The organism is Stakelama saccharophila (assembly GCF_032229225.1).
Classification (GTDB): domain Bacteria; phylum Pseudomonadota; class Alphaproteobacteria; order Sphingomonadales; family Sphingomonadaceae; genus Sphingomonas; species Sphingomonas saccharophila.
In genome coordinates this window covers 1,202,441-1,222,416 of sequence record NZ_CP135076.1, presented here as the reverse complement: position 1 = coordinate 1,222,416, position 19,976 = coordinate 1,202,441, and the positions used below count along the sequence as shown (strand labels likewise).

23 protein-coding genes are annotated in these 19,976 nt (G+C 67.1%); 16 read left to right on the top strand and 7 right to left on the bottom strand.

What is annotated here, in order from left to right:
* The first annotated feature begins 6 nt into the window (after positions 1 to 6).
* The gene (locus RPR59_RS05630; protein WP_313917544.1) at positions 7 to 1,212 is read left to right on the top strand and encodes an alpha/beta fold hydrolase; all 1,206 of its coding nucleotides are present in this window, start codon (positions 7 to 9) and stop codon (positions 1,210 to 1,212) included.
* Between the two features lie 29 nt (positions 1,213 to 1,241).
* Here RPR59_RS05630 and RPR59_RS05625 read toward each other — a convergent pair whose 3' ends face one another.
* From RPR59_RS05625 to plsY, 3 genes are all read right to left on the bottom strand, one after another.
* A complete protein-coding gene (locus tag RPR59_RS05625; protein ID WP_313917542.1) occupies positions 1,242 to 1,652 on the bottom strand; it encodes a DUF1801 domain-containing protein in 411 nt (136 codons plus the stop codon).
* Between the two features lie 88 nt (positions 1,653 to 1,740).
* Entirely contained in the window at positions 1,741 to 2,826 is a 1,086-nt protein-coding gene (dprA, locus tag RPR59_RS05620) for a DNA-processing protein DprA (RefSeq protein WP_313917540.1), read from the bottom strand.
* Positions 2,819 to 3,448 (bottom strand): glycerol-3-phosphate 1-O-acyltransferase PlsY, encoded by a 630-nt coding sequence (gene plsY / locus RPR59_RS05615; protein WP_432280293.1) that lies wholly within the window; start codon positions 3,446 to 3,448, stop codon positions 2,819 to 2,821. Before plsY ends, dprA begins: the two co-directional genes overlap by 8 nt.
* A 64-nt stretch (positions 3,449 to 3,512) precedes the next feature.
* On the opposite strand from plsY, the gene murI reads away from it, so the two are divergent.
* Positions 3,513 to 4,307 (top strand): glutamate racemase, encoded by a 795-nt coding sequence (gene murI, locus RPR59_RS05610; protein ID WP_313917535.1) that lies wholly within the window; start codon positions 3,513 to 3,515, stop codon positions 4,305 to 4,307.
* Positions 4,308 to 4,320: 13 nt separating this feature from the next.
* On the opposite strand, the gene RPR59_RS05605 is transcribed toward murI, so the two are convergent.
* Complete coding sequence (locus RPR59_RS05605) at positions 4,321 to 4,497, bottom strand: hypothetical protein (RefSeq protein ID WP_313917533.1); 177 nt, start codon at positions 4,495 to 4,497, stop codon at positions 4,321 to 4,323.
* Between the two features lie 231 nt (positions 4,498 to 4,728).
* Here RPR59_RS05605 and hemA point away from each other — a divergent pair, with 231 nt between their 5' ends.
* The gene (gene hemA / locus RPR59_RS05600; protein ID WP_313917532.1) at positions 4,729 to 5,973 is read left to right on the top strand and encodes a 5-aminolevulinate synthase; all 1,245 of its coding nucleotides are present in this window, start codon (positions 4,729 to 4,731) and stop codon (positions 5,971 to 5,973) included.
* 38 nt (positions 5,974 to 6,011) lie between these two features.
* Here hemA and RPR59_RS05595 read toward each other — a convergent pair whose 3' ends face one another.
* The 3 genes from RPR59_RS05595 to RPR59_RS05585 all read right to left on the bottom strand — a co-directional run bounded on the left by RPR59_RS05595 (position 6,012) and on the right by RPR59_RS05585 (position 8,448).
* The gene (locus RPR59_RS05595) at positions 6,012 to 6,644 is read right to left on the bottom strand and encodes a class I SAM-dependent methyltransferase (RefSeq protein WP_313917530.1); all 633 of its coding nucleotides are present in this window, start codon (positions 6,642 to 6,644) and stop codon (positions 6,012 to 6,014) included.
* Positions 6,641 to 7,876 (bottom strand): BtaA family protein, encoded by a 1,236-nt coding sequence (locus RPR59_RS05590; RefSeq protein WP_313917527.1) that lies wholly within the window; start codon positions 7,874 to 7,876, stop codon positions 6,641 to 6,643. Before RPR59_RS05590 ends, RPR59_RS05595 begins: the two co-directional genes overlap by 4 nt.
* Before the next feature lie 83 nt (positions 7,877 to 7,959).
* A complete protein-coding gene (locus RPR59_RS05585) occupies positions 7,960 to 8,448 on the bottom strand; it encodes a hypothetical protein (RefSeq protein WP_313917525.1) in 489 nt (162 codons plus the stop codon).
* Between the two features lie 46 nt (positions 8,449 to 8,494).
* Here RPR59_RS05585 and rpiB point away from each other — a divergent pair, with 46 nt between their 5' ends.
* From rpiB to miaB, 13 genes are all read left to right on the top strand, one after another.
* The gene (rpiB, locus tag RPR59_RS05580) at positions 8,495 to 8,953 is read left to right on the top strand and encodes a ribose 5-phosphate isomerase B (protein ID WP_313917523.1); all 459 of its coding nucleotides are present in this window, start codon (positions 8,495 to 8,497) and stop codon (positions 8,951 to 8,953) included.
* Positions 8,954 to 9,074: 121 nt separating this feature from the next.
* Positions 9,075 to 10,388 (top strand): serine hydroxymethyltransferase, encoded by a 1,314-nt coding sequence (glyA, locus tag RPR59_RS05575; RefSeq protein WP_313917521.1) that lies wholly within the window; start codon positions 9,075 to 9,077, stop codon positions 10,386 to 10,388.
* A gap of 111 nt (positions 10,389 to 10,499) precedes the next feature.
* Positions 10,500 to 10,976, top strand: coding sequence for a transcriptional regulator NrdR (nrdR, locus tag RPR59_RS05570; RefSeq protein WP_313917519.1), 477 nt, complete (start codon positions 10,500 to 10,502; stop codon positions 10,974 to 10,976).
* 307 nt (positions 10,977 to 11,283) lie between these two features.
* A complete protein-coding gene (locus RPR59_RS05565; RefSeq protein WP_313917516.1) occupies positions 11,284 to 11,859 on the top strand; it encodes a NifU family protein in 576 nt (191 codons plus the stop codon).
* Between the two features lie 44 nt (positions 11,860 to 11,903).
* The gene (locus RPR59_RS05560; protein WP_313917513.1) at positions 11,904 to 12,497 is read left to right on the top strand and encodes a malonic semialdehyde reductase; all 594 of its coding nucleotides are present in this window, start codon (positions 11,904 to 11,906) and stop codon (positions 12,495 to 12,497) included.
* A gap of 106 nt (positions 12,498 to 12,603) precedes the next feature.
* Positions 12,604 to 13,227 carry a tRNA (adenosine(37)-N6)-threonylcarbamoyltransferase complex dimerization subunit type 1 TsaB gene (gene tsaB, locus RPR59_RS05555; RefSeq protein WP_313918350.1) on the top strand — a complete coding sequence of 208 codons (624 nt, stop codon included), beginning with the start codon at positions 12,604 to 12,606 and terminating at the stop codon, positions 13,225 to 13,227.
* Positions 13,224 to 13,700, top strand: a complete 477-nt coding sequence (gene rimI, locus RPR59_RS05550; protein ID WP_313917511.1) for a ribosomal protein S18-alanine N-acetyltransferase — start codon at positions 13,224 to 13,226, stop codon at positions 13,698 to 13,700. Before tsaB ends, rimI begins: the two co-directional genes overlap by 4 nt.
* 93 nt (positions 13,701 to 13,793) lie before the next feature.
* Complete coding sequence (locus RPR59_RS05545) at positions 13,794 to 14,219, top strand: Ros/MucR family transcriptional regulator (protein WP_313917509.1); 426 nt, start codon at positions 13,794 to 13,796, stop codon at positions 14,217 to 14,219.
* A gap of 89 nt (positions 14,220 to 14,308) precedes the next feature.
* Complete coding sequence (locus RPR59_RS05540) at positions 14,309 to 14,731, top strand: Fur family transcriptional regulator (RefSeq protein WP_313917507.1); 423 nt, start codon at positions 14,309 to 14,311, stop codon at positions 14,729 to 14,731.
* Entirely contained in the window at positions 14,703 to 15,521 is an 819-nt protein-coding gene (locus RPR59_RS05535; protein WP_313917505.1) for a lysophospholipid acyltransferase family protein, read from the top strand. Before RPR59_RS05540 ends, RPR59_RS05535 begins: the two co-directional genes overlap by 29 nt.
* Before the next feature lie 181 nt (positions 15,522 to 15,702).
* The gene (locus RPR59_RS05530) at positions 15,703 to 15,972 is read left to right on the top strand and encodes a hypothetical protein (RefSeq protein WP_313917503.1); all 270 of its coding nucleotides are present in this window, start codon (positions 15,703 to 15,705) and stop codon (positions 15,970 to 15,972) included.
* A gap of 160 nt (positions 15,973 to 16,132) precedes the next feature.
* The gene (locus tag RPR59_RS05525; RefSeq protein WP_313917501.1) at positions 16,133 to 18,226 is read left to right on the top strand and encodes a S9 family peptidase; all 2,094 of its coding nucleotides are present in this window, start codon (positions 16,133 to 16,135) and stop codon (positions 18,224 to 18,226) included.
* Positions 18,227 to 18,343: 117 nt separating this feature from the next.
* Positions 18,344 to 19,603 (top strand): tRNA (N6-isopentenyl adenosine(37)-C2)-methylthiotransferase MiaB, encoded by a 1,260-nt coding sequence (miaB, locus tag RPR59_RS05520; RefSeq protein ID WP_313918348.1) that lies wholly within the window; start codon positions 18,344 to 18,346, stop codon positions 19,601 to 19,603.
* Positions 19,604 to 19,976: the final 373 nt, after the last annotated feature.

Below are 19,976 nucleotides of genomic sequence, written 5' to 3'. Positions count from 1 at the left end.
GTAGCCATGCCATCACGGCCAGTCACCTTCACCGGCGCGCGCGGCGACCGGCTGGCGGCGCGGATCATCATGCCGGTCGGGCCGGTCCGGGCGGTCGCGCTGTTCGCCCATTGCTTCACCTGCACGATGCAGAGCCATGCCGCGACCCGCATCGCCACCGCGCTGGCCGCCGCGGGCATCGCGACGCTCCGGTTCGATTTCACCGGCCTGGGCGACAGCGAGGGCGAGTTCGCCGAAGGAGGATTCGCCGCCGACGTGGCGGACATCGTCGCCGCCGCCGGCCATCTGCGCGATACCGTCGGCGCGCCGTCGATCCTGATCGGGCACAGCCTGGGCGGTGCCGCCGTTCTCGCCGCCGCCCACGACGTGCCGGAGGCGAAGGCGGTGGTGACGATCGGCGCGCCGTTCGATCCCGAACACGTGCTGGACAGCATCCAGGGCGATCTCGCCGCGATCGAGCGGGACGGCAGCGGCGACGTGACCATCGCCGGCCGCCCGTTCCGGATCGGCGCCGGCTTTCTGAAGGCGGTGCGCGATGCCGAGCCCGGCCGCCGCATCGCCGCGCTGGACCGCGCGCTCCTCGTCCTGCACGGGCCGGCGGACGAGGTCGTCGGAATCGACAATGCCCGCATGATCTACGACGCCGCCCGCCATCCGAAGAGCTTCGTGACGCTGGACGATGCCGACCATCTGCTGACGGCGGAAACCGATGCGCGCTACGTCGCCGGCCTGATCGCCGCCTGGGTCGAACGCTATCTGCCCGCGCGCGAGGATTCGGCCGATGTCGGGGAAGGCGCCGTCGTCGCCGGCAGCGCCCACGGCGCGTTCGGCACGATTCTGCGCAGCCACGGGCACGACTGGATTGCCGACGAACCGGAATCGGTCGGCGGCGACGATGCCGGTCCGGGGCCGTACGACATGCTGCTCGGCGCGCTGGGGGCCTGCACGTCGATGACCATCCGGCTGATCGCCCGGCGCGAGCGCATCCCGCTGGACGACGTCACGGTAACGCTGCGCCACGATCACAGTCATGCCCGGGACTGCGATCATTGCATGAAAGACGGCGGCCATATCGAAGCGATCTTCCGCGAGATCACGTTCGCGGGCGATCTGACCGATGCGCAGCGCGCACGACTGATGCAGATCGCCGACCGCTGCCCCGTCCACCGCACCCTGACGGGCACGCTCCACGTCCATACGCACGCGGGCTGAACCCGCGGGCAATCGCTTGCGTCTCTTGCTTACCCGTTCGTGTTCAAGGCCACGGCAGCCTGCACGAGCGCGACGAAGGCCTTCTCGTCGATCTGCTCTCCCGCGCCGATATCGATGGCGCGCCGCAGGTTTCCGTTCAGACTGGCGTTGAACAGCCCTGTCGGATCGGGCAGATGCGCGCCCTTCGCGAATGTCAGCTTCACCTTGTCGCGATAGGTTTCGCCGGTGCAGATGATGCCGGCATGCGACCAGGTGGGCACGCCGCCCGGATTGCTGGGCTTGCGCCATTTGACATCTTCCACGACGCCCGGATCGGCCGATCGGATGAGGTCCCGCATTCGGCGGAGCGTCTCGCCGCGCCAGTCGTCCAGTCGCGCCAGCCGCGCGTCGACCGCCTCGGCCCCGGCGGGTTGGTTCCCGTTTCCGGTCGTGTCTACCATGTCGCCCTCCTGTCGTTCAGCGGCTTGATAGACGATGCGCAAGACGCTGTCTGCCGACAGGCGGACGAGCGATAGGCCGTGACCGCCCTTACGCCAGGCTGACCCTTCCCCCGGCATGGCGATCCAGCCGGCCGGCCAGTTCCAGTTCCAGCAGCACCGTCTGCACCACCGCCGGCGCCTTCCCGGACTGGCGCACGATTTCGTCCACCGCGACGGGCGCCGGCCCCAGCAGCGCCGTGACCGCAGCCCGGTCGCCGTCGCTCGCATCGTCGGGCGGCGGGCCGGCGAAGGCGTCGGTCGGCGCACGCACCGCCCGCATGTCGATCGGACGGACCATTTCGAGGATGTCCGCCACCGTCTGCACCAGCGTGGCGCCGTCGCGGATCAGCAGGTTGCAGCCCTGCGCCCGCGGATCGAGCGGACTGCCGGGAACCGCCATGACCTCCCGCCCCGCCTCGCCCGCCAGGCGCGCGGTGATCAGCGACCCCGATTTGGGCGCGGCTTCCACCACGACCGTGCCGATTGCCGCGCCGGCGATGATCCGGTTGCGATAGGGAAAGTGGCGCGCCCTCGGTTCGGTGCCGGGCGGCTGCTCCGCGATCAGCAGGCCGCGCCGGGCGACGGCCTCCTGCAACTCGGCATTTTCGGGGGGAAAGGCGATGTCGATGCCGCTCGCGATCACGCCCACGGTGCCGCCGTCGAGCGCGGCGACATGCGCGGCCGTGTCGATGCCGCGCGCTAGGCCGGAAATGACCGTCACCCCTTCCGCCGCCAGCCCCGCCGACAATGTCCGGGCAAAGCGCACCGCCGCGGCGGAGGCGTTGCGTGCGCCCACCATCGCGACCGTCGGCCGCGCCAGCAGCGTCGGGTCGCCGCGCAAGATCATCGCCGGCGGCGGATTTTCGATCTGCGCCAGAAGCGGCGGATAATCGGGATCGTCGAGGAAGCAGTAATGCGCGCCCAGCCGCTCCACCGCCGCCATTTCCCGTTCCACGGCGCCGGCATCGGCGATCGTCGGTGCCCGGCCGCGGCCGCGCGCGGCGAGTTCGGGAAGCGCCTCCAGCGCCGCCTGCGCCGAACCGAAGCGCGCGATCAGGTGGCGATAGGTAACCGGCCCGACATTGGCCGAGCGGATGAGCCGGAGCCGCGCGCGCGACGCGGCGCCTTCACCCACGCCCGCCGCCGACCTTCGGTTCCGTGCCCGCCATCAGCCGGTCAATATTGGCGCGGTGCTTCCACAAAACGACGAGCGACAGGCCCAGAAACAGCAGCACCATGTCGAACCGGCCGAACAGCGCGGCGGTGAGCGGGGTGCTGAGCGCTGCGATCATGCCGGCGACGGAAGAAACGCGAAGCAGCGCGATCAGCCCCAGCCACAGCACCGCATAGATGAGCGCGCAGGGCCAGCACAGCGCGAGCGTGATGCCCATGAAGGTGGCGACCCCCTTGCCGCCGCGAAAGCCCAGCCAGACCGGATAGCAGTGGCCGAAGAACACGCCGACCGCCGCGATCGCGCCCTGCCCCGGAAAAATGGCTTCCGACAGCGCGACCGCCAACCAGCCCTTGAGCACGTCGAGCAGCAGCGTCGCCGCCGCCAGCCCCTTGCGACCGGTGCGCAGCACGTTCGTCGCGCCGATATTGCCCGATCCGATCGCGCGCAGGTCGCCCGCGCCCGTCAGCTTCGTCAGGATCAGGCCGAACGGGATCGCGCCGAGCAGATAGCCCAGCACCAATGCGCCCGCAGGCTCTATCCAGAGAATTTCCGTAGACACTGGCGTCCCCCTTGTCTCCGCCATAGCTAGGATGTTGATTATGGCCGCGCAACAATCTCGATCAGTTGCCACACCGAAACGGATTCCGATGCCCGACGACCGCCCCATCCTGTTCTTCGATTCGGGCGTCGGCGGGCTTTCCGTGCTCGCCCCGACCCGAAAGCTGCTGCCGACGGCACCGTTCGTCTATGCCGCCGATTCGGCCGGCTTTCCCTATGGCACGCGCAGCGATGCCGAGATCGCGGCACGGGTGCCGGCGCTCCTGGGGCGACTGACCGAGCGCTATCATCCGCGCCTGATCGTCATCGCCTGCAACACGGCCTCGACCATCGCGCTGGCGGCGGTGCGGACGGCGCTGTCGCTGCCGATCGTCGGGACGGTGCCGGCGGTGAAGCCGGCCGCCGGCATTAGCGAGACCCGCGTCATCGGCATCCTGGGCACCCGCGCGACGATCCGGCAGCGCTATGTCGACGATCTGACTGCGCGATTTGCCGCCGATTGCACCGTGCTGCGCCACGGGTCGGCGGAACTGGTGGAATTGGCGGAGGCGAAACTGCGCGGCGAAGCACCGGATACAGCGCATTTCGCCGCCGCGCTCGCCGGCTTGTTCGATCAGCGGCGCGGAGACCGGATCGACGTGGTGGTGAATGCCTGCACCCACTTTCCGCTCGCCCTGCCGGAACTGATCGCCGCCGCACCCCGCCCGGTGCGGTTCATCGACGGCGGCGACGGGATCGCGCGCCGGATCGCTCATCTGACGCAGGACCAGGGGTGGCCCGCGGCCGCGCCCGGCCGCGCGGTGTTCACCCGGCTGGACGGCGCCGCACAGGCCCTCGCGCCGGCGCTGCGGCGATTCGGTCTGGATCGGATCGAGACGCTGTGACCCAGCGCCGGGCTCAGCTCTGCGCTACGGCGATCTTCGGCATCGCCGCACCGCTTGCCAGCAGCGCCGAATAACGATGCGCCAGTTCCTCATGCGCCCGCCGCGCGGCTTCGTCGCTTGCCCGCCTGGCGAACTCACGTTCCTGCTGTTCGCGCCGCGTCCAATAGTCCAGTTCGATATGGTCGGTCATGGGCAATGCTCCATTCCTGCTATCGAGGGGCCCATCGTCTGTCGATCGCGACCGTTTCGTACTCGATCGTCCGAGTCGCGATGCAGGAATCTTACCACCGCGCCGCCGTCGAGTCTCGAACCGCACCGAAAAAAGGAAGCGGCGTCCGGCCGGGTGGGACATTTGGTCCACCTTCGTGCGTGCGCAAATCACTGGAAATCGCGGGACGACCGCACTAGGTCGACTCGGGTCATGACCACGGACACCAACGACTCCCGCCCGGTCGACTACGGCCGCGTCTTCGCTCAGGCGATTGACCGCCTGCACGCGGAGGGGCGCTACCGCGTCTTCATCGACATCCTGCGCAATAAGGGCATGTTCCCCAATGCGCGCTGCTTCGCCGGCCATAACGGGCCGAAGCCGATCACCGTATGGTGCTCGAACGACTATCTCGCCATGGGCCAGCATCCGGACGTGACCGCCGCGATGGAAGAGGCGCTGCACGATGTCGGCGCCGGATCGGGCGGCACGCGCAATATCGGCGGCAACACCCATTATCATATCGACCTGGAGGGCGAGCTTGCCGATCTGCACGGCAAGGAGGGCGCGCTGCTGTTCACGTCGGGCTATGTCTCGAACGAGGCGACGCTGTCGACCATCGCCAAGGTGCTGCCCGGCTGCATCATCTTTTCCGACGAGCTGAACCACGCCTCGATGATCGCCGGCATCCGCCATTCGGGCTGCGAGAAGCGGGTCTTCCGCCACAACGACGTGGCGCATCTGGAAGAACTGCTCGCCGCCGAAGACCCCGCCGTGCCGAAGCTGATCGCGTTCGAAAGCGTCTATTCGATGGACGGCGACGTCGCGCCGATCCACGCCATCTGCGATCTCGCCGACAAATACAACGCTCTCACCTATCTGGACGAGGTGCATGCCGTCGGCATGTACGGCGCGCGCGGCGGCGGCATTTCGGAACGCGAAGACGCCGCCGACCGGCTGACCATTATCGAGGGCACGCTCGCCAAGGCGGTGGGCGTGATGGGCGGCTATATCGCCGCCGACCGGACGATCATCGACGTCATCCGCAGCTATGCCCCCGGCTTCATCTTCACCACGTCGCTGTCGCCGGTGCTCGTCGCCGGCGCGCTGGCGAGCGTGCGCCACCTCAAGGCCTCCTCGGCCGAGCGCGATGGGCAGCAGCAAGCCGCCGCCCGGCTGAAGACGATGATGCGCGAGGCGGGCCTGCCGGTCATGGCCTCGACCACGCACATCGTGCCGCTGATGGTCGGCGATCCGGTCAAGGCCAAGCGGATCAGCGACATCCTGCTCGCCGAATACGGCATCTATGTACAGCCGATCAACTTCCCGACCGTGCCGCGCGGCACGGAGCGGCTGCGCTTCACGCCGGGGCCGACGCACGACGAACGGATGATGTGCGAACTGACGGACGCGCTGGTCGAGATCTGGGGCCGGCTGGAAATGAAGCTCGCGGCATAGGCCGGGACGACCGCTCCTGCATAATCCCCGCGCGAGCGCTACCCGATCACCGCGCGCCAGGCATAGCCGCGATAGAGCCGCTCTACCCGGACCGGCCGCGCGCCCTCCAACCCCGCGGCGGCCGCGGCGTCGTACAGCTCCGCGCGCGGCGTCACGTCGAAATGGCCGAGCCATGCAAACAGCGCACTGCGGAACAGACGCGGCAGCCGCTCCTGCTGGCCGAAATCGACGATCAGCACCTTGTCGCCCACCGCCACCGCCTGGCGGATCGCCGCCTGCCAGCCGGGAATCATCGACAGCGTATAGCTGAGGAACACGCGCTCGAACCGCGCGATACCGAACAGCGCGGGCGCATCGAAGTCGGTCGCATCGCCCTGCGCCAGCGTAATCCGATCGGACAGCGCGGCTTTCGCCACATTGCGCCGCGCGGTTGCGAGCATCGCTTCCGATATGTCGAATCCGAAGAACCGCGCGTCGGGCCAGTACTTCGCCGCCGCGATCAGGTTGCGCGCGGTGCCGCAGCCGACCTCCAGCACCGCGCCGCCCGGCGGCGGCGCCAGATCGCGAATCAGCGAATCGCGGCCGAGCAGATAATATTTGCGCGTCAGGTCGTAGAAGTGGCGCTGCGTCGCGTAGATCGCGTCCATGCGCCGCGCATGATCGCCGCTCATTTCAGCGCGTAGAGATGCACGCCGCCATAGATCGCCGAGCGGTCGCGGGCGGTGAAGTCGCGCGACTGCGCCTCGCGATAGTCCCAGAGGCAAAGAAGTTCCTCCGGCACGCGGCCCGGCAACAGCGTCGGCTGCGCGGCGGTACGGAACAGGACGCGCGCGCCGGGCTTCGCGGTGCGCGTGATCTCGCCCCACAAACGGGTAAGCTGCGCATCGTTCATCCAGTCCTGCGCATCGAGCAGGACATAGCGGTCGAGCGATCCGTCCGGCATCGATTCGAGATAGTCGGCCATATTGGCGTGCTGCACCTCGACCCGGCCGGCGCGGGCGACCACCGCGCCGTAATTCGCCGCCTGCAGATAGGGCGGCAGCGGCGCCGACGGCCCTTCGCCATAGCCGCGCCCGAACGCCTGCCAGGCGAAATAATTGTCGGCGAGGTCGAAGCCGCAGGCGAGCTTTTCGAGCCGCTGGCGCAGCACCGCGGAGATTCCCTTCGGATCGTCGGCGGCAAGCGCGTCATATTGCGCCGGCGGAATGCCCAGCCCGAACAGCGATGCCGGCTGGTCGATCAGCCAGCGCACCAGCCGCCGGTCGAACACGGGCGCGAACTTCGCATCGAAGATCGCGCGTTGATCCTGGATCGTCGTCGCCGCCAGCAGATCGCGCGGATCGATCCCGTGCAGCCTGGCCACGACATGCGCTATGCCGATGAAGCCGCCCAGCAGACCGCGCTTGTAGAAGCCCTTGCCGAAGCCCGAAATGCGCCGCCGCCCGGCAAGGCCCCGCCCTTCCCAATAGCGCCGCGAAACCTCGTCGAGGTGCGGACGGACATGGTTCCTGTACGCCTGCACATTGTCCTTGCAGTTGGCCTGCGCGAAAAATCGGTGGAAGGCCGCGTGGTCGGGCAGATGCCTTGCCGCCGTGAGCTTCAACCGGTTGAGCGCGATATGCGCGGTGTTGAGGTCGATTGCGGTAATCGCCTTCGGGTCCGCGGTCAGATAGCTCAGCACGTTGCAGCCGCCCGATGCGATCGTCACCACATGGCAGTCGGGCGTGATCGCCAGCGCCTCGAGATCGACCAGCGGGTCTTCCCAGATCTGCGCATAGACCAGCCCTCGAAAGGCGAAAGTGAAGGCGCGTTCGAGCAGCCCCTGTTTCGACAGTTGGCGATGCTGGTGGACGGCGCCGCCGACGGCGCGGCCCGTGCTGCTCTTGCGTTCCGTGTTCATCATCGACCCCGGCCAGCCCGCACCCGTTGGCACGGTGGCCGCCGGTTAGCCGGCATGTGTGACGCTGACATGTCACCCGTCGGGCGTCAGTCGCGGCAATAGCCCTCGCCCGGCTTCACCGTCAGGCAGTCCTGCTTGTCCGCAAGATATTTCATGCCCGTCGCCGCGCCGTCGGTGTGATGCAGCACGAACGTGCCGTCCGGCCGCGTGAACCTGATCCCCTCGTCGGTGGCGACCCCGTCGAACGTGCCGCTGTCGTCCAGCGTATAGTGGTTCGCGATCTTGTAGTGCCTGCCGCCCTTGTCGTGATCCTTCTCCACGTCGAGATACAGGCCCTCGACGCCGACCCAGCGGCCCACCCAGTCGTCATAGGGTCCGGGCTCCACCGGTCCGACGATCGTGTTGCCGGCATCCGCGATACTGTTGCTCAGCGCTTCGCCCGTATCGTCCACGGCGTTGACGATCGCCTCGCCCGTCTCCGTCACCGCGCCTTCGTCGTTTTCGACGGCCGTCGGTCCGCCGCCGCATCCGGCGAGCATTCCCGCCAGCACCAGGCCGATCACCACGTTTCGCATCCACATCTCCTTGGCCACCGCCGCTGTTCGCGCTAAGACATGGCGCATGACACGCCGCATTGCCATCGCTTCCGATCACGCCGCCTATCAGATGAAGGCGGAACTCGCCCGATGGTTGCGCGACGCCGGCCACGACGTCCTCGATCTCGGCACCGACGGCCCGGATAGCGTCGACTATCCGGACTATGGCTACAGGCTCGCGCGCGCCATCGCCGGCGGCGAGGCGGAAACCGGCGTGGCGCTGTGCGGATCGGGCATCGGCATTTCGATCGCGGTCAACCGCAACCCGGCCTGCCGTTCGGCGCTCGTTTCGGAACCGCTGTCCGCCCGGCTGGCGCGCGAGCATAATGACGCCAATGTCATCGCCATGGGCGCGCGCCTGATCGGCATCGAGATGGCGAAGGAATGCGTCGCCACCTTCCTCGCCACGCCGTTCGGCGGCGACCGCCACCAGCGCCGCGTGGCCAAGCTCGGCGCGCCGGAAGCGGAGGCGAACCCCGCCTGACGGGCGTGCAAAAGGACGGTGGCAATTGCCCCGCGACCGGCCTAGACAGGCGGCGAACATTTCGGCGCCGGCGCCGCGTGCGCCAGGCAACGCACCCACAGCTTCGGCAAAGGACGCCTTCATGAGCACCAAACCCGGCACGCCATCCGATATCCGTCCCGACGATTTCTTCACCCGCGATCTCGCCGATGCCGATCCGGAGATCTTCGCCGGCATCCGCCACGAGCTGGACCGCGAGCAGTATCAGATCGAACTGATCGCTTCGGAAAACATCGTGTCGAAGGCAGTGCTGGAGGCGCAAGGGTCGGTCTTTACCAACAAATATGCCGAGGGCTATCCCGGCCGCCGCTACTATCAGGGTTGTCACCCTTCAGACGAGGTCGAACAGCTCGCCATCGACCGCGCGAAAAAGCTGTTCGGCTGCCGGTTCGCGAACGTCCAGCCGCATTCGGGGGCGCAGGCCAACGGCGCGGTCATGCTCGCGCTGGTAAAGCCGGGCGAGACGATCATGGGATTGAGCCTCGACGCCGGCGGGCACCTGACCCACGGGGCCAAGGCGGCGATGTCGGGCAAGTGGTTCAACGCGGTCCAGTACGGCGTGCGCAAGGACGATCACCAGATCGACTTCGAAGAGGTCGAACGGCTGGCGAAGGAGCACCGGCCGAAGATGATCATCGCCGGCGGCTCGGCCTATCCGCGCCAGATCGATTTCGCGAAGTTCCGCGCCATCGCGGATGAAGTCGGCGCCTATTTCATGGTCGACATGGCGCATTTCGCCGGCATCGTCGCCGGCGGGCTGCACCCCTCACCCTTCGGCCATGCCCATGTCGTCACCACCACTACGCACAAGACGCTGCGCGGCCCGCGCGGCGGCATGGTGATGACCGATGACGAGGGAATCGCGAAAAAGATCAACTCGGCGGTCTTCCCCGGCCTGCAGGGCGGTCCGCTGATGCACGTCATCGCGGCCAAGGCGGTCGCCTTCGGCGAAGCGCTGCGCCCCGAATATAAAAGCTACATCCAGGCGGTCGTCGACAATGCCAAGATGCTGGCGTCGACGCTCAAGGAGCGCGGCTCCGATCTCGTCGCCGGCGGCACCGACACGCATGTCGCGCTGGTCGATCTCCGCCCGCTGGGCATCACCGGCAAGGACGCCGACGAGGCGCTCGAGCGCGCGGCGATCACCTGCAACAAGAACGGCGTGCCGTTCGATCCGCTGCCGCCGATGAAGACCAGCGGCATCCGCGTCGGCTCGCCCGCCGGCACGACCCGCGGCTTCGGCACGGCCGAGTTCCGCGAGATCGGCAACATGGTCGCCGATGTGCTCGACGGGCTGGCCGCCAAGGGCGAAGGCGGCGACGCGGCGGTGGAGGCGGACGTAAAGCAGCGCGTCCGCGCCCTGTGCGAACGCTTTCCGATCTATAGCGATTTGTGATGTTTCTAGCCCTCTCCCCGCCGGGGAGAGGGTTGGGAGAGGGGAAGTACGAGACGGCGGCGCTTCTGCCCCTCTCCCCTACCCTCTCCCCGACGGGGAGAGGGAGTTCAGATGCGTTGCCCGTTCTGCGCCCATGAAGACAGCCAGGTAAAGGATTCGCGCCCGACCGAGGACGGCACCGCGATCCGACGCCGGCGCCAGTGCGAAGCGTGCGCGGCGCGCTTCACCACCTTCGAGCGCATCCAGCTCCGCGACCTCACCGTCCTGAAATCCGAAGGGTCGGGCGGCGAGAATCGGCGCGAGCCCTTCGACCGCGACAAGCTCGTCCGCTCGGTGTCGATCGCCTGCCGCAAGCGTCCGATCGACGGCCAGCAGGTCGAAAAGCTCGTCTCCGGCATCCAGCGCCAGCTCGAAACCGGCGGCGACACCGAAATCGCCGCACAGCGCATCGGCGAACTGGTCATGCAGGGGCTGAAGGGCCTCGATTCCGTCGCCTATATCCGCTTCGCCAGCGTCTATAAGGACTTCACCGAAGCGCGCGATTTCAAGGAATTCGCCGGCACCGTGAACGAAGTGGCGAAGGGGTAAGGCCGCGCATTGGCCGGTTTCGTCATACCAGCGCAGGCTGCGCATCTCTCGAAAATACCCTTAGGATCACCGCATGCGCTGCGGTGGCTGGCCCTGTCTGACGGCCGTCCCGTTCGCGTAGAAAGAAACACGTGCTCCTGCGCAGGCAGGAGCCCAGAGCTTCACACGCCGCGCTGCTGGCTTCTGGATTCCTGCCTGCGCAGGAATACGGGCTGGAGACGATACGATGGGCGTCGTTCAACCCGAAACCATCCGTTTCCTGCCGCGCGCACTTGATCCCGGCCCGCGCGCAGCCCAAATGCCACGCATGCTGATCGAAACCGAAACCACGCCCAATCCGGCGACGCTCAAATTCCTCCCCGGCCGCACCGTCATGGAGACGGGCACGCGCGACTTCGCCACGCCCGAAGCGGCCGAGGTGTCGCCGCTGGCGGAGGCGTTGTTCGGCCTGGGCGACGTGACGGGCGTCTTCTTCGGCCGGGACTTCATTTCCGTCACCGCCGCGCCCGGCGTCGACTGGAACGGATTGAAGCCGGACGTGCTGGCAATCCTGCTCGATCATTTCTCCGCGCAGATGCCGCTGTTCAAGCCGGGTTCGGCCGCTGGCATCGCCGTCCCGGCCGACGTGCCGGAGTTCGAGGAGAATCCGGAGGACGCCGATATCGTCGCCCAGATCCGCGACCTGATCGATACCCGCGTCCGCCCGGCGGTGGCGGGCGATGGCGGCGACATCGTCTATCGCGGCTTCGACCGGGGCAAGGTCTATCTGCAGATGCAGGGCGCGTGCTCGGGCTGCCCGTCGTCGACCGCCACGCTCAAGCACGGCATTGAGCAGCTCCTCAAGCATTATGTGCCCGAAGTGAGCGAGGTTCGCGCCGTCTGAGGCGCCGCCGCCCCGCCACATCACCAACGAAGAAGGACGACGCCATGGGAAAGCCGCTTGACGAGGCCGGTCTCGACACGATCTTCCGCACCGCGCGCACCTATAATGGCTATACCGACCAGCCAGTGACCGAGGCGGAGATCCGCCGGATCTACGACCTGCTCAAGATGGGGCCGACCTCGGCCAATCAACAGCCGGCCCGCTTCGCCTGGTGCCTCAGCCAGGAATCGCGCGACCTGCTCGCCGACTGCGCGTCGGGCAACAATCCCGACAAGATCCGTAAGGCGCCCGCCGCCGTCGTCATCGGCATGGACGAGGATTTCCACGAGCAGCTTCCCTGGCTCTTTCCCCATGCCGACGCGAAAAGCTGGTTTGAAGGCGACGCGGCGGGCCGCAAGGAACACGCCTTTCGCAATTCCTCGCTGCAAGGCGCCTATTTCATCATCGCCGCGCGCGCGGTCGGGCTCGACACCGGGCCGATGTCCGGCTTCGACCATGACAAGGTCAATGCCGCCTTTTTCGGCGACAATCCGAAGGTGAAGGCGAATTTCATCTCCACGCTGGGGCACGGCGATCCGGAAACGATCTTCGACCGCAGCCCGCGGCCGGATTTCGATCGGTTCAACAGCATCCGCTGACGAGGGTTTCTCGCATATGGCGGGATTGCGCGACCGGGCGGGCCGTTCCTATCATCGACGATGACCGGGCGGAGCCGTTCCGCGCATATTCGGAGTAGCCGTGCCGATCCACCAAAGGGTCCTCGTCATCGAGACCGCAACCGCCGCCTGTTCGGTCGCGCTGATCGAGGGGGACAGCATTGTCGCTGCCGCGCACGAGGTTGTCGGGCGCGGTCATGCCGAACGCCTGATCCCGATGATCGCGGACCTTCCGGATGCCGGCCGTGCGGCCCGGATCCTGGTCGATTGCGGTCCGGGCAGTTTCACCGGCGTCCGCGTCGGCCTGGCCGCGGCGCGCGGGCTGGCCATCGGCTGGCGGGCGGAGGTCGCGGGCTATTCCTCGCTCGCGCTCGTCGCCGCGGCGGCGTTCGCCGAACCCGGATCGCCGGACGCGCTTGCGGTCGTGCTGGAAGGCGGGCACGGTGAAGTCTTCATGCAGCGTTTCCACGCCTCGCCCTTCCGCGCCCTGAGCGAGCTTGCTTCGCGCCGGCCGGACGCGGCGCTGGCGGCGCTGGGCGGGCTGCCGGCCATCGGCAGCGGTGTCGGCCGGCTGGCCGCGCTCGATTCCGGCCTTGCCGTGACGGAGGCGCTTCCCGACGCCGCCGCCGCAGTCCACCTTTCCGGTACGTTCGCTTCCCTGCCGCCGCGGCCGCTCTACGGCCGCGCCCCGGATGCGAAGCCCGCCGCATGAAGGGCTCCAGCGTGATCGGGCTGCGCCGCGGCGGTCCGGAAGACCTCGTCATGGTCAACGAGATCATGCAGCAGGCGTTCGATCCGCGCTATGGCGAGGCGTGGACCCCGGCCCAATGCGCCGGCATGCTCTCGCTGCCCGGCAGTTGGCTGGTCCTGGCCGAAATCGACGATGAACCCGCCGGGTTCGCGCTCGTGCGCGCGACGCTCGAAGACGGCGAATTGCTGCTGCTCGCCACGTCGCCCGACCGGCGCCGCCGCGGGGTCGCCGCGACGCTGTTGCGCGCCGCCATGCGCGAGGCGAAGGAGCGCGGCGTCGTCAACTTCCATCTCGAAGTGCGCAGCGGCAACCCCGCCGTGGCACTCTACCGCCGCGAAGGGTTCACCAGGGTCGGTATCCGGCACAATTATTACCGGGGTATTCACGGCGACCAGTATGACGCCGAAACATTCCGCAATAATCTCAAACAATAATAGTAAACGTCCTCGCCGCCACTTGCATGATGCGCCAAGTCATCCGATATGGCGGTCCTCAATTGCATAAATGATACGCGCAAGAGGAAGAGAATGGAAACCCAACCGGACAATCAATCGGAAATGCAGGAAACACTGGTGACGCTGACCGCCGAAATCGTTGCGGCCCATGTCAGCAACAACAGCGTCGCGGTTTCGGATCTGCCACTGCTGATCCAGAACGTGCACGGCGCCCTCAGCAGTGTCGGTCACGTCGCAGCGGAACCGGAAGTAAAACAGGAACCTGCCGTTTCGATCCGGTCCTCGGTCAAGCCCGATTACATTGTCTGTCTGGAAGACGGCAAGAAGCTTAAGATGTTGAAACGTCACCTGATGACGCATTACGACATGACGCCGGAACAGTATCGCGCCAAGTGGAACCTTCCCTCGGATTATCCGATGGTCGCTCCCAATTATGCCGAGCAGCGCCGCAACCTGGCGAAGAAGATCGGCCTGGGCACCAAGCGCCGCAAGGGCTGACGCGAAACCCCCTTCGCCGTCGCGGTGAAGGGCGCAGCCTCTTTTCCCGTCGGTTCGATCGGGCTACATCGGCTGGCGAAAGGAAGGGAATGGCTCGAAAGATCGATCTCGAAGCATTGTGCCACGAAAAGGGCCTGCGCATCACCGACCAGCGTCGCGTGATCGCCAGGGTCCTGTCGGAAGCGGAAGACCATCCTGATGTGGAGAAGGTCTATGAACGCGCCTCGGCCATTGATCCGGGCATATCCATCGCGACGGTGTATCGCACCGTTCGCCTGTTCGAAGAGGCCGGGATTCTCGACCGCCACGATTTCGGCGACGGGCGCTCGCGCTACGAGCCCGCGCCCGAATCGCATCACGACCACCTGATCGACGTCGAGACCGGCAAGGTCATCGAATTCGTCGATCCCGAACTCGAACTCCTGCAGAAACAGATCGCCGAGCGGCTGGGCTTCCGCCTGGTCGATCACCGCATGGAGCTGTATGGCGTCGCCCTCGACCGCAAGAGCTGACGCCGCTGCGGGCCGTCCGCCGCGGCTTACGATCGGTGGGCGCCTGCGGCTCGCCATCCGCCTTGCCCTGCTGTTCGTGGCGACCCTCGTCGCGGTGCCGCTATATTATCTGTGGCGGCTGTTCCGGTTTCCCAATCCCTGGCCGCGTCTTTTCCTCGGCGCATGCGCCCGGATCGTCGGCGCGCGGGTCCGCAGGGTCGGCACGCCGCTCAGGCGCAACGTCTTCTATATCGCCAACCATCTGAGCTGGATCGACATCCTCGCCATGGCCGGCGCCAGCGGCACCGCCTTCATCGCCAAGGCGGAACTCGAAAAGACGCCCGTCATCGGCTGGCTCGCCAGCTTCAACCGCACCGTCTATGTCAGCCGCCAGGATCGGATGGGCGTCGCCGCGCAGATCGAGCGGCTGCGCGAGGCGTTGGCGGAGAACTGGGCGATCACCGTCTTTCCCGAAGGGACCACGACCGACGGCAGGTCGCTGCTGAAATTCAAGACGGCCATGCTGCGCGTCCTCGAACCGCCGCCCGCGGGCGTGATGGTCCAGCCGGTGATGCTCGATTATCACGATGCCGGCGAGGATATTGCGTGGATCGGGGCGGAAAGCGGCAAGGACAATGCCATGCGGATACTCGCGCGCCGGGGCAGTTTTCCGGTGAGCTTGCATTTCCTCGACCCCTTCTCGCCGGCCGACCATGCCGGGCGCAAGGCGATCGCTGCGGAAAGCCGCCGGCGGATCGAGCAGGCGCTGACGGCCGCGCTGGGGCACCCGCTGCGCGACTTCGCTTACTAGCCCTGGGTGCGGGCCGCGCGAAAACGGCCGCTTGGACGCAGCAAATTCGCTGCGGCGGGCCGCCCGATGAAACGGACTGGTAACCGCTTCGTTTTACGAAGGGGATTGGCAGGGTCGACGAAATGCCGTACCTGTTCCAACCTCGTATAAATTTGATGATTGTTCAAAGGGAGTTGCCTAGATGACCGGCAAATTTTTCGCAGCAGCCGCTGCCCTTTCGGTAGTTGCAGCCCCGGCCATGGCTGCACCGGCGCAGTCCGCCTCGGCTCGCTCCGCCAGCAGCGTTGCCGTTTCGCAGCACGTTCGCGCTTCCAGCGACGTCAAGAAGTCCAGCAAGCTGGCCAGCGGCGCGCTCATCCCGGCGGTGGTACTCGGTGCCGGCATCCTTGCGATCCCGGTCATCGACGCCGTCAAGGACGATAACGAGGATCTGCCCGACAGCGTCGGCTGAATCTCCGACACCGGCGATTCCGCTGAAATCGAGGGGCGTGCCGAAAGGCGCGCCCCTTTTTCATGCGCGCCGCCCTGTCGCGAGGGGCTGCAATATTGGCTTTGTCTCCCGCCGGTTCCGCGGCTACGCAGGGACACATGACAGCGGGGAGACCAAGACCATGCGCCTGATATCCGGAATCCTGTTCGCAACGCTGGCCGCCGCGACGCCGATCACCGCCGCGGCGGCACGGCCCGCCGACAAGGGGCCCGAACGGCATTTCACCGGCGGCGACCTTTTCAACCTGCAGGCCGCGACCGATCCGCAGATCAGCCCGGACGGATCCAGGATCGCCTATGTCCGCATGGCGGCCGACATCATGACCGACGAGATGCGCCCGTCGATCTGGCTGATCGACGTGAAGTCCGGTGAACAGGTGCCGATCGCGACCGGTCCCGGCGCCTATTTCTCGCCGCGCTGGTCGCCGGACGGGAACCGCCTCGCTTATGTCGCGACCGAGGGCGGGGGCAGCCCCCAGCTTTTCGTCCGCTGGATGAAGAGCGGGGAAGCGACGCGGGTCACGGGTTTGCCGGACAGCCCGCACAGCCTTGCCTGGTCGCCGCAGGGCGACACGATCGCCTATGTCATGCGCGTCCCCGGCGAAGCGCCGAAATTCGGCAAGCTGCCCGAAAAGCCCGAGGGCGCGAAATGGGCCGAACCGCTGCAGGTCATCAACCGCGTCACCTACCGCGTCGACGATGCCGGCTATCTGAAACCGGGATTCGATCATATCTTTCTCGTCTCCGCCGATGGCGGCGCGCCGCGCCAGCTCAGCTTCGGCGACTATGACGATGGCGGCCCGCTGTCCTTCAGCCCGGATGGCGGCACCATCTATTTCAGCGCCAATCGCAGCGCCGACTGGCAGCGCGATCCGATGAACAGCGAGGTTTATGCCCTCGACATCGCCGGCGGCGGCATCACGGCGCTGACCACCCGCAACGGCCCCGATTCCGCCCCCGCCGTCTCGCCCGACGGCCGGCACATCGCCTATCTCGGCTTCGACGACGTCAACCGCAGCTACGAAAATAACGAGCTTTACGTCATGAACCGCGACGGTTCGGGCGCACGCTCGCTCACCGCCGGGCTCGACCGTTCGATCGACGATGCCCAGTGGCTCGACGACGACACACTGGCCGTCTCCTATGACGACAAGGGGGTGAAGCGCGTCGCCCGCGTCGGACTGGACGGCGATCTCCGGCCCGTGGTGTCCGGCCTGACCGCCGGCACCGGCATCGACCGGCCCTATACCGGCGGATCGTTCACCATCGCCGACGACGGCACCCTGGCCTATACCGCCGGCACGACGCGGCACCCCGCCAACATCCATGTGGCGCGCGGCGGCGACGAACGGCGCCTGACCGCGCTCAACGCCACCTGGATGGCGAACAAGGACATGGCGCCGGTGCGCAAACTGCCCGTCACGGCGCCTGACGGCCGGCCCATCGACGCCTGGCTGGTCACGCCGCCCGACCGCCGCCCCGGCCAGCGCGTGCCGCTGATCCTGGAAATCCATGGCGGGCCGAACGCGGCCTATGGCCCCAGCTTTTCGACCGACGATCAGCTCTATGCCGCGCACGGATATGCCGTTCTCTACGTCAATCCGCGCGGCAGCACGTCCTATGGCGAGGAATTCGCCAACCTGATCGACCGCGCCTATCCCGGCAAGGACTATGACGACCTGATGGCCGCCGTCGACGCCGCCATCGCCGAGGGGACGGCCGACCCCGACAACCTGTTCGTCACCGGCGGATCGGGCGGCGGCGTGCTGACCGCGTGGATCGTCGGCAAGACCGACCGGTTCAAGGCGGCGGCGACGCAGAAGCCGGTCATCAACTGGACCAGCGAAGCGCTGACCATGGACATGACGACCTTCACTTCGCGCTACTGGTTCGACAAGAAGCCGTGGGAAGCGCCGATGCAATATTGGCAGCGTTCGCCGCTCAGCCTGGTCGGCAACGTGACGACGCCGACGCTCGTCGTCGTCGGGGCAGAGGATTACCGCACGCCCGTCAGCGAGGCGGAGCAATATTACGCCGCGCTCCAGATCCGCGACGTGCCGACCGCGCTGGTGAAAGTGCCGGGCGCCAGCCATCACGGCATCGCGGAACGGCCGTCGCAGGCGGCGGCGAAGGCGGCGGCGATCCTCGCCTGGTTCGACAAGTATCGGGCCACGGGAAAGAAACGCCCCGGCGACGCGCCGGCGATCGCCGACTGACCGCATGCTCGTCGCGCTTGCGAAGCCGCCCCTTACGCGAGCGGGCGGCTTCGTTTATAGCGCGCCGCCATGGCGACCACTCCCAAGACCTATCACGTCAAATCCTTCGGCTGTCAGATGAACGTTTATGACGGCGAGCGGATGGCCGAACTGATGGCCGAACAGGGGCTGACCCCGGCCGAGGCGAACGAGGCCGACCTCGTCGTCCTCAACACCTGCCATATTCGCGAAAAGGCGACGGAAAAGGTCTATTCGGATATCGGCCGGCTGCGCAAACACGGCCGCACGCCGATGATCGCGGTCGCCGGCTGCGTCGCGCAGGCGGAGGGCGAGGAGATCGTTCGCCGCGCAGGCGTCGATGTCGTGGTGGGGCCGCAGGCATATCACAACCTGCCGAAACTGGTCGCCGACGCCGCCTCGGGCAAGGCCGCGCTCGATACCGACATGCCGCTCGACAGCAAATTCGGCGCCCTGCCGGCGCGGAAGCGCGTCAGCCCCTCGGCCTTCCTGACGGTGCAGGAAGGGTGCGACAAATTCTGCACCTATTGCGTCGTGCCCTATACCCGCGGCGCCGAAGTGAGCCGCCCGTTCGCGGCGGTGATCGACGAAGCCAAGGCGCTGGTCGACGCCGGCGCGCGCGAGATCACGCTGCTCGGCCAGAACGTCAATGCCTGGTCGGGCGAGGACGGACGCGGCCTCGACGCGCTGATCCGCGAACTCGACCGGATCGAGGGGCTGGCCCGCATCCGCTATACGACCAGCCATCCCAACGACATGACGCAGGGGTTGATCGACGCGCATGGCGAGGTCGAAAAGCTGATGCCGTTTCTCCACCTGCCGGTGCAGTCGGGCAACGACCGCGTCCTGAAGGCCATGAACCGCAGCCACACGCGCGACAGCTATCTGCGCATCCTCGACCGCGTCCGCGAAGCGCGCCCCGACATCGCCCTGTCGGGCGATTTCATCGTCGGCTTTCCCGGCGAAACCGATGCCGAGTTCGAGGATACGCTCAGCCTGGTCGACCAGGTCCGCCACGCCCAGGCGTTCAGCTTCAAATATTCGCCGCGCCCCGGCACGCCGGCAGCGGAAATGGACGGCGCGCTGCCGGCGGCGGTGATGGACGAGCGCCTGCAGCGCCTGCAGGCCGCCCTCAACCGCGATCAGGCCGCCTTCAATGCCGATACGGTGGGCCGCACCTGCGACGTGCTGATCGAGCGCAAGGGCAAGCTGCCGGGTCAGATGCTGGGCAAGTCGCCCTGGCTGCAATCGGTGCATCTGATGACGGACGCGGCGATCGGCGACATGGTGACGGTCGAGATCGTGAGCGCAGGTCCGAACAGCCTGGGTGGCGTCGAGCGGGTAAGGGCGGCGGCGTAAAGCGGCTCGCTGACGCTCGCCATCCACCCTGCCCCTCCCGGGAGGGGATCTCTGCGAAAGGTGGGCGTACCCTTTCCATTTTTCGTCATGCCGGACTTGTTCCGGCATCCACGGTGCAGCAAACCAGCACCGTACGGGTTCGTGGCTCCGTGGACCCCGGAACAAGTCCGGGTGACGGGGAGTTTCGCGAGAAGTCTCCTGGAGGGGGGACAGATCAGTTGCCATCCCTTTTCCTCCCCTCCCTCCCAGGGAGGGGCCGGGGGTGGGTGTCGCCGAGGCACTCGGCGGCCCTCGCAAGAATGGCTTCCGCCACCCCGTCGGGGTTGGCGAGAACGAAGGGAGGCATCCTCCCTTTTCCCTCTCGCCACGCGCA

Excerpts from the sequence above, each read along its gene's own strand:
- RPR59_RS05630 (WP_313917544.1), top strand. The coding sequence starts at position 7 with ATGCCATCACGGCCAGTCACCTTCACCGGCGCGCGCGGCGACCGGCTG.
- RPR59_RS05625 (WP_313917542.1), bottom strand. The coding sequence starts at position 1,652 with ATGGTAGACACGACCGGAAACGGGAACCAACCCGCCGGGGCCGAGGCG.
- plsY (WP_432280293.1), bottom strand. The coding sequence starts at position 3,448 with ATGGCGGAGACAAGGGGGACGCCAGTGTCTACGGAAATTCTCTGGATA.
- murI (WP_313917535.1), top strand. The coding sequence starts at position 3,513 with ATGCCCGACGACCGCCCCATCCTGTTCTTCGATTCGGGCGTCGGCGGG.
- RPR59_RS05605 (WP_313917533.1), bottom strand. The coding sequence starts at position 4,497 with ATGACCGACCATATCGAACTGGACTATTGGACGCGGCGCGAACAGCAG.
- hemA (WP_313917532.1), top strand. The coding sequence starts at position 4,729 with ATGACCACGGACACCAACGACTCCCGCCCGGTCGACTACGGCCGCGTC.
- RPR59_RS05595 (WP_313917530.1), bottom strand. The coding sequence starts at position 6,644 with ATGAGCGGCGATCATGCGCGGCGCATGGACGCGATCTACGCGACGCAG.
- RPR59_RS05590 (WP_313917527.1), bottom strand. The coding sequence starts at position 7,876 with ATGATGAACACGGAACGCAAGAGCAGCACGGGCCGCGCCGTCGGCGGC.
- RPR59_RS05585 (WP_313917525.1), bottom strand. The coding sequence starts at position 8,448 with ATGCGAAACGTGGTGATCGGCCTGGTGCTGGCGGGAATGCTCGCCGGA.
- rpiB (WP_313917523.1), top strand. The coding sequence starts at position 8,495 with ATGACACGCCGCATTGCCATCGCTTCCGATCACGCCGCCTATCAGATG.
- glyA (WP_313917521.1), top strand. The coding sequence starts at position 9,075 with ATGAGCACCAAACCCGGCACGCCATCCGATATCCGTCCCGACGATTTC.
- nrdR (WP_313917519.1), top strand. The coding sequence starts at position 10,500 with ATGCGTTGCCCGTTCTGCGCCCATGAAGACAGCCAGGTAAAGGATTCG.
- RPR59_RS05565 (WP_313917516.1), top strand. The coding sequence starts at position 11,284 with ATGCTGATCGAAACCGAAACCACGCCCAATCCGGCGACGCTCAAATTC.
- RPR59_RS05560 (WP_313917513.1), top strand. The coding sequence starts at position 11,904 with ATGGGAAAGCCGCTTGACGAGGCCGGTCTCGACACGATCTTCCGCACC.
- rimI (WP_313917511.1), top strand. The coding sequence starts at position 13,224 with ATGAAGGGCTCCAGCGTGATCGGGCTGCGCCGCGGCGGTCCGGAAGAC.
- RPR59_RS05545 (WP_313917509.1), top strand. The coding sequence starts at position 13,794 with ATGGAAACCCAACCGGACAATCAATCGGAAATGCAGGAAACACTGGTG.
- RPR59_RS05540 (WP_313917507.1), top strand. The coding sequence starts at position 14,309 with ATGGCTCGAAAGATCGATCTCGAAGCATTGTGCCACGAAAAGGGCCTG.
- RPR59_RS05535 (WP_313917505.1), top strand. The coding sequence starts at position 14,703 with ATGGCGTCGCCCTCGACCGCAAGAGCTGACGCCGCTGCGGGCCGTCCG.
- RPR59_RS05530 (WP_313917503.1), top strand. The coding sequence starts at position 15,703 with ATGACCGGCAAATTTTTCGCAGCAGCCGCTGCCCTTTCGGTAGTTGCA.
- RPR59_RS05525 (WP_313917501.1), top strand. The coding sequence starts at position 16,133 with ATGCGCCTGATATCCGGAATCCTGTTCGCAACGCTGGCCGCCGCGACG.
- miaB (WP_313918348.1), top strand. The coding sequence starts at position 18,344 with ATGAACGTTTATGACGGCGAGCGGATGGCCGAACTGATGGCCGAACAG.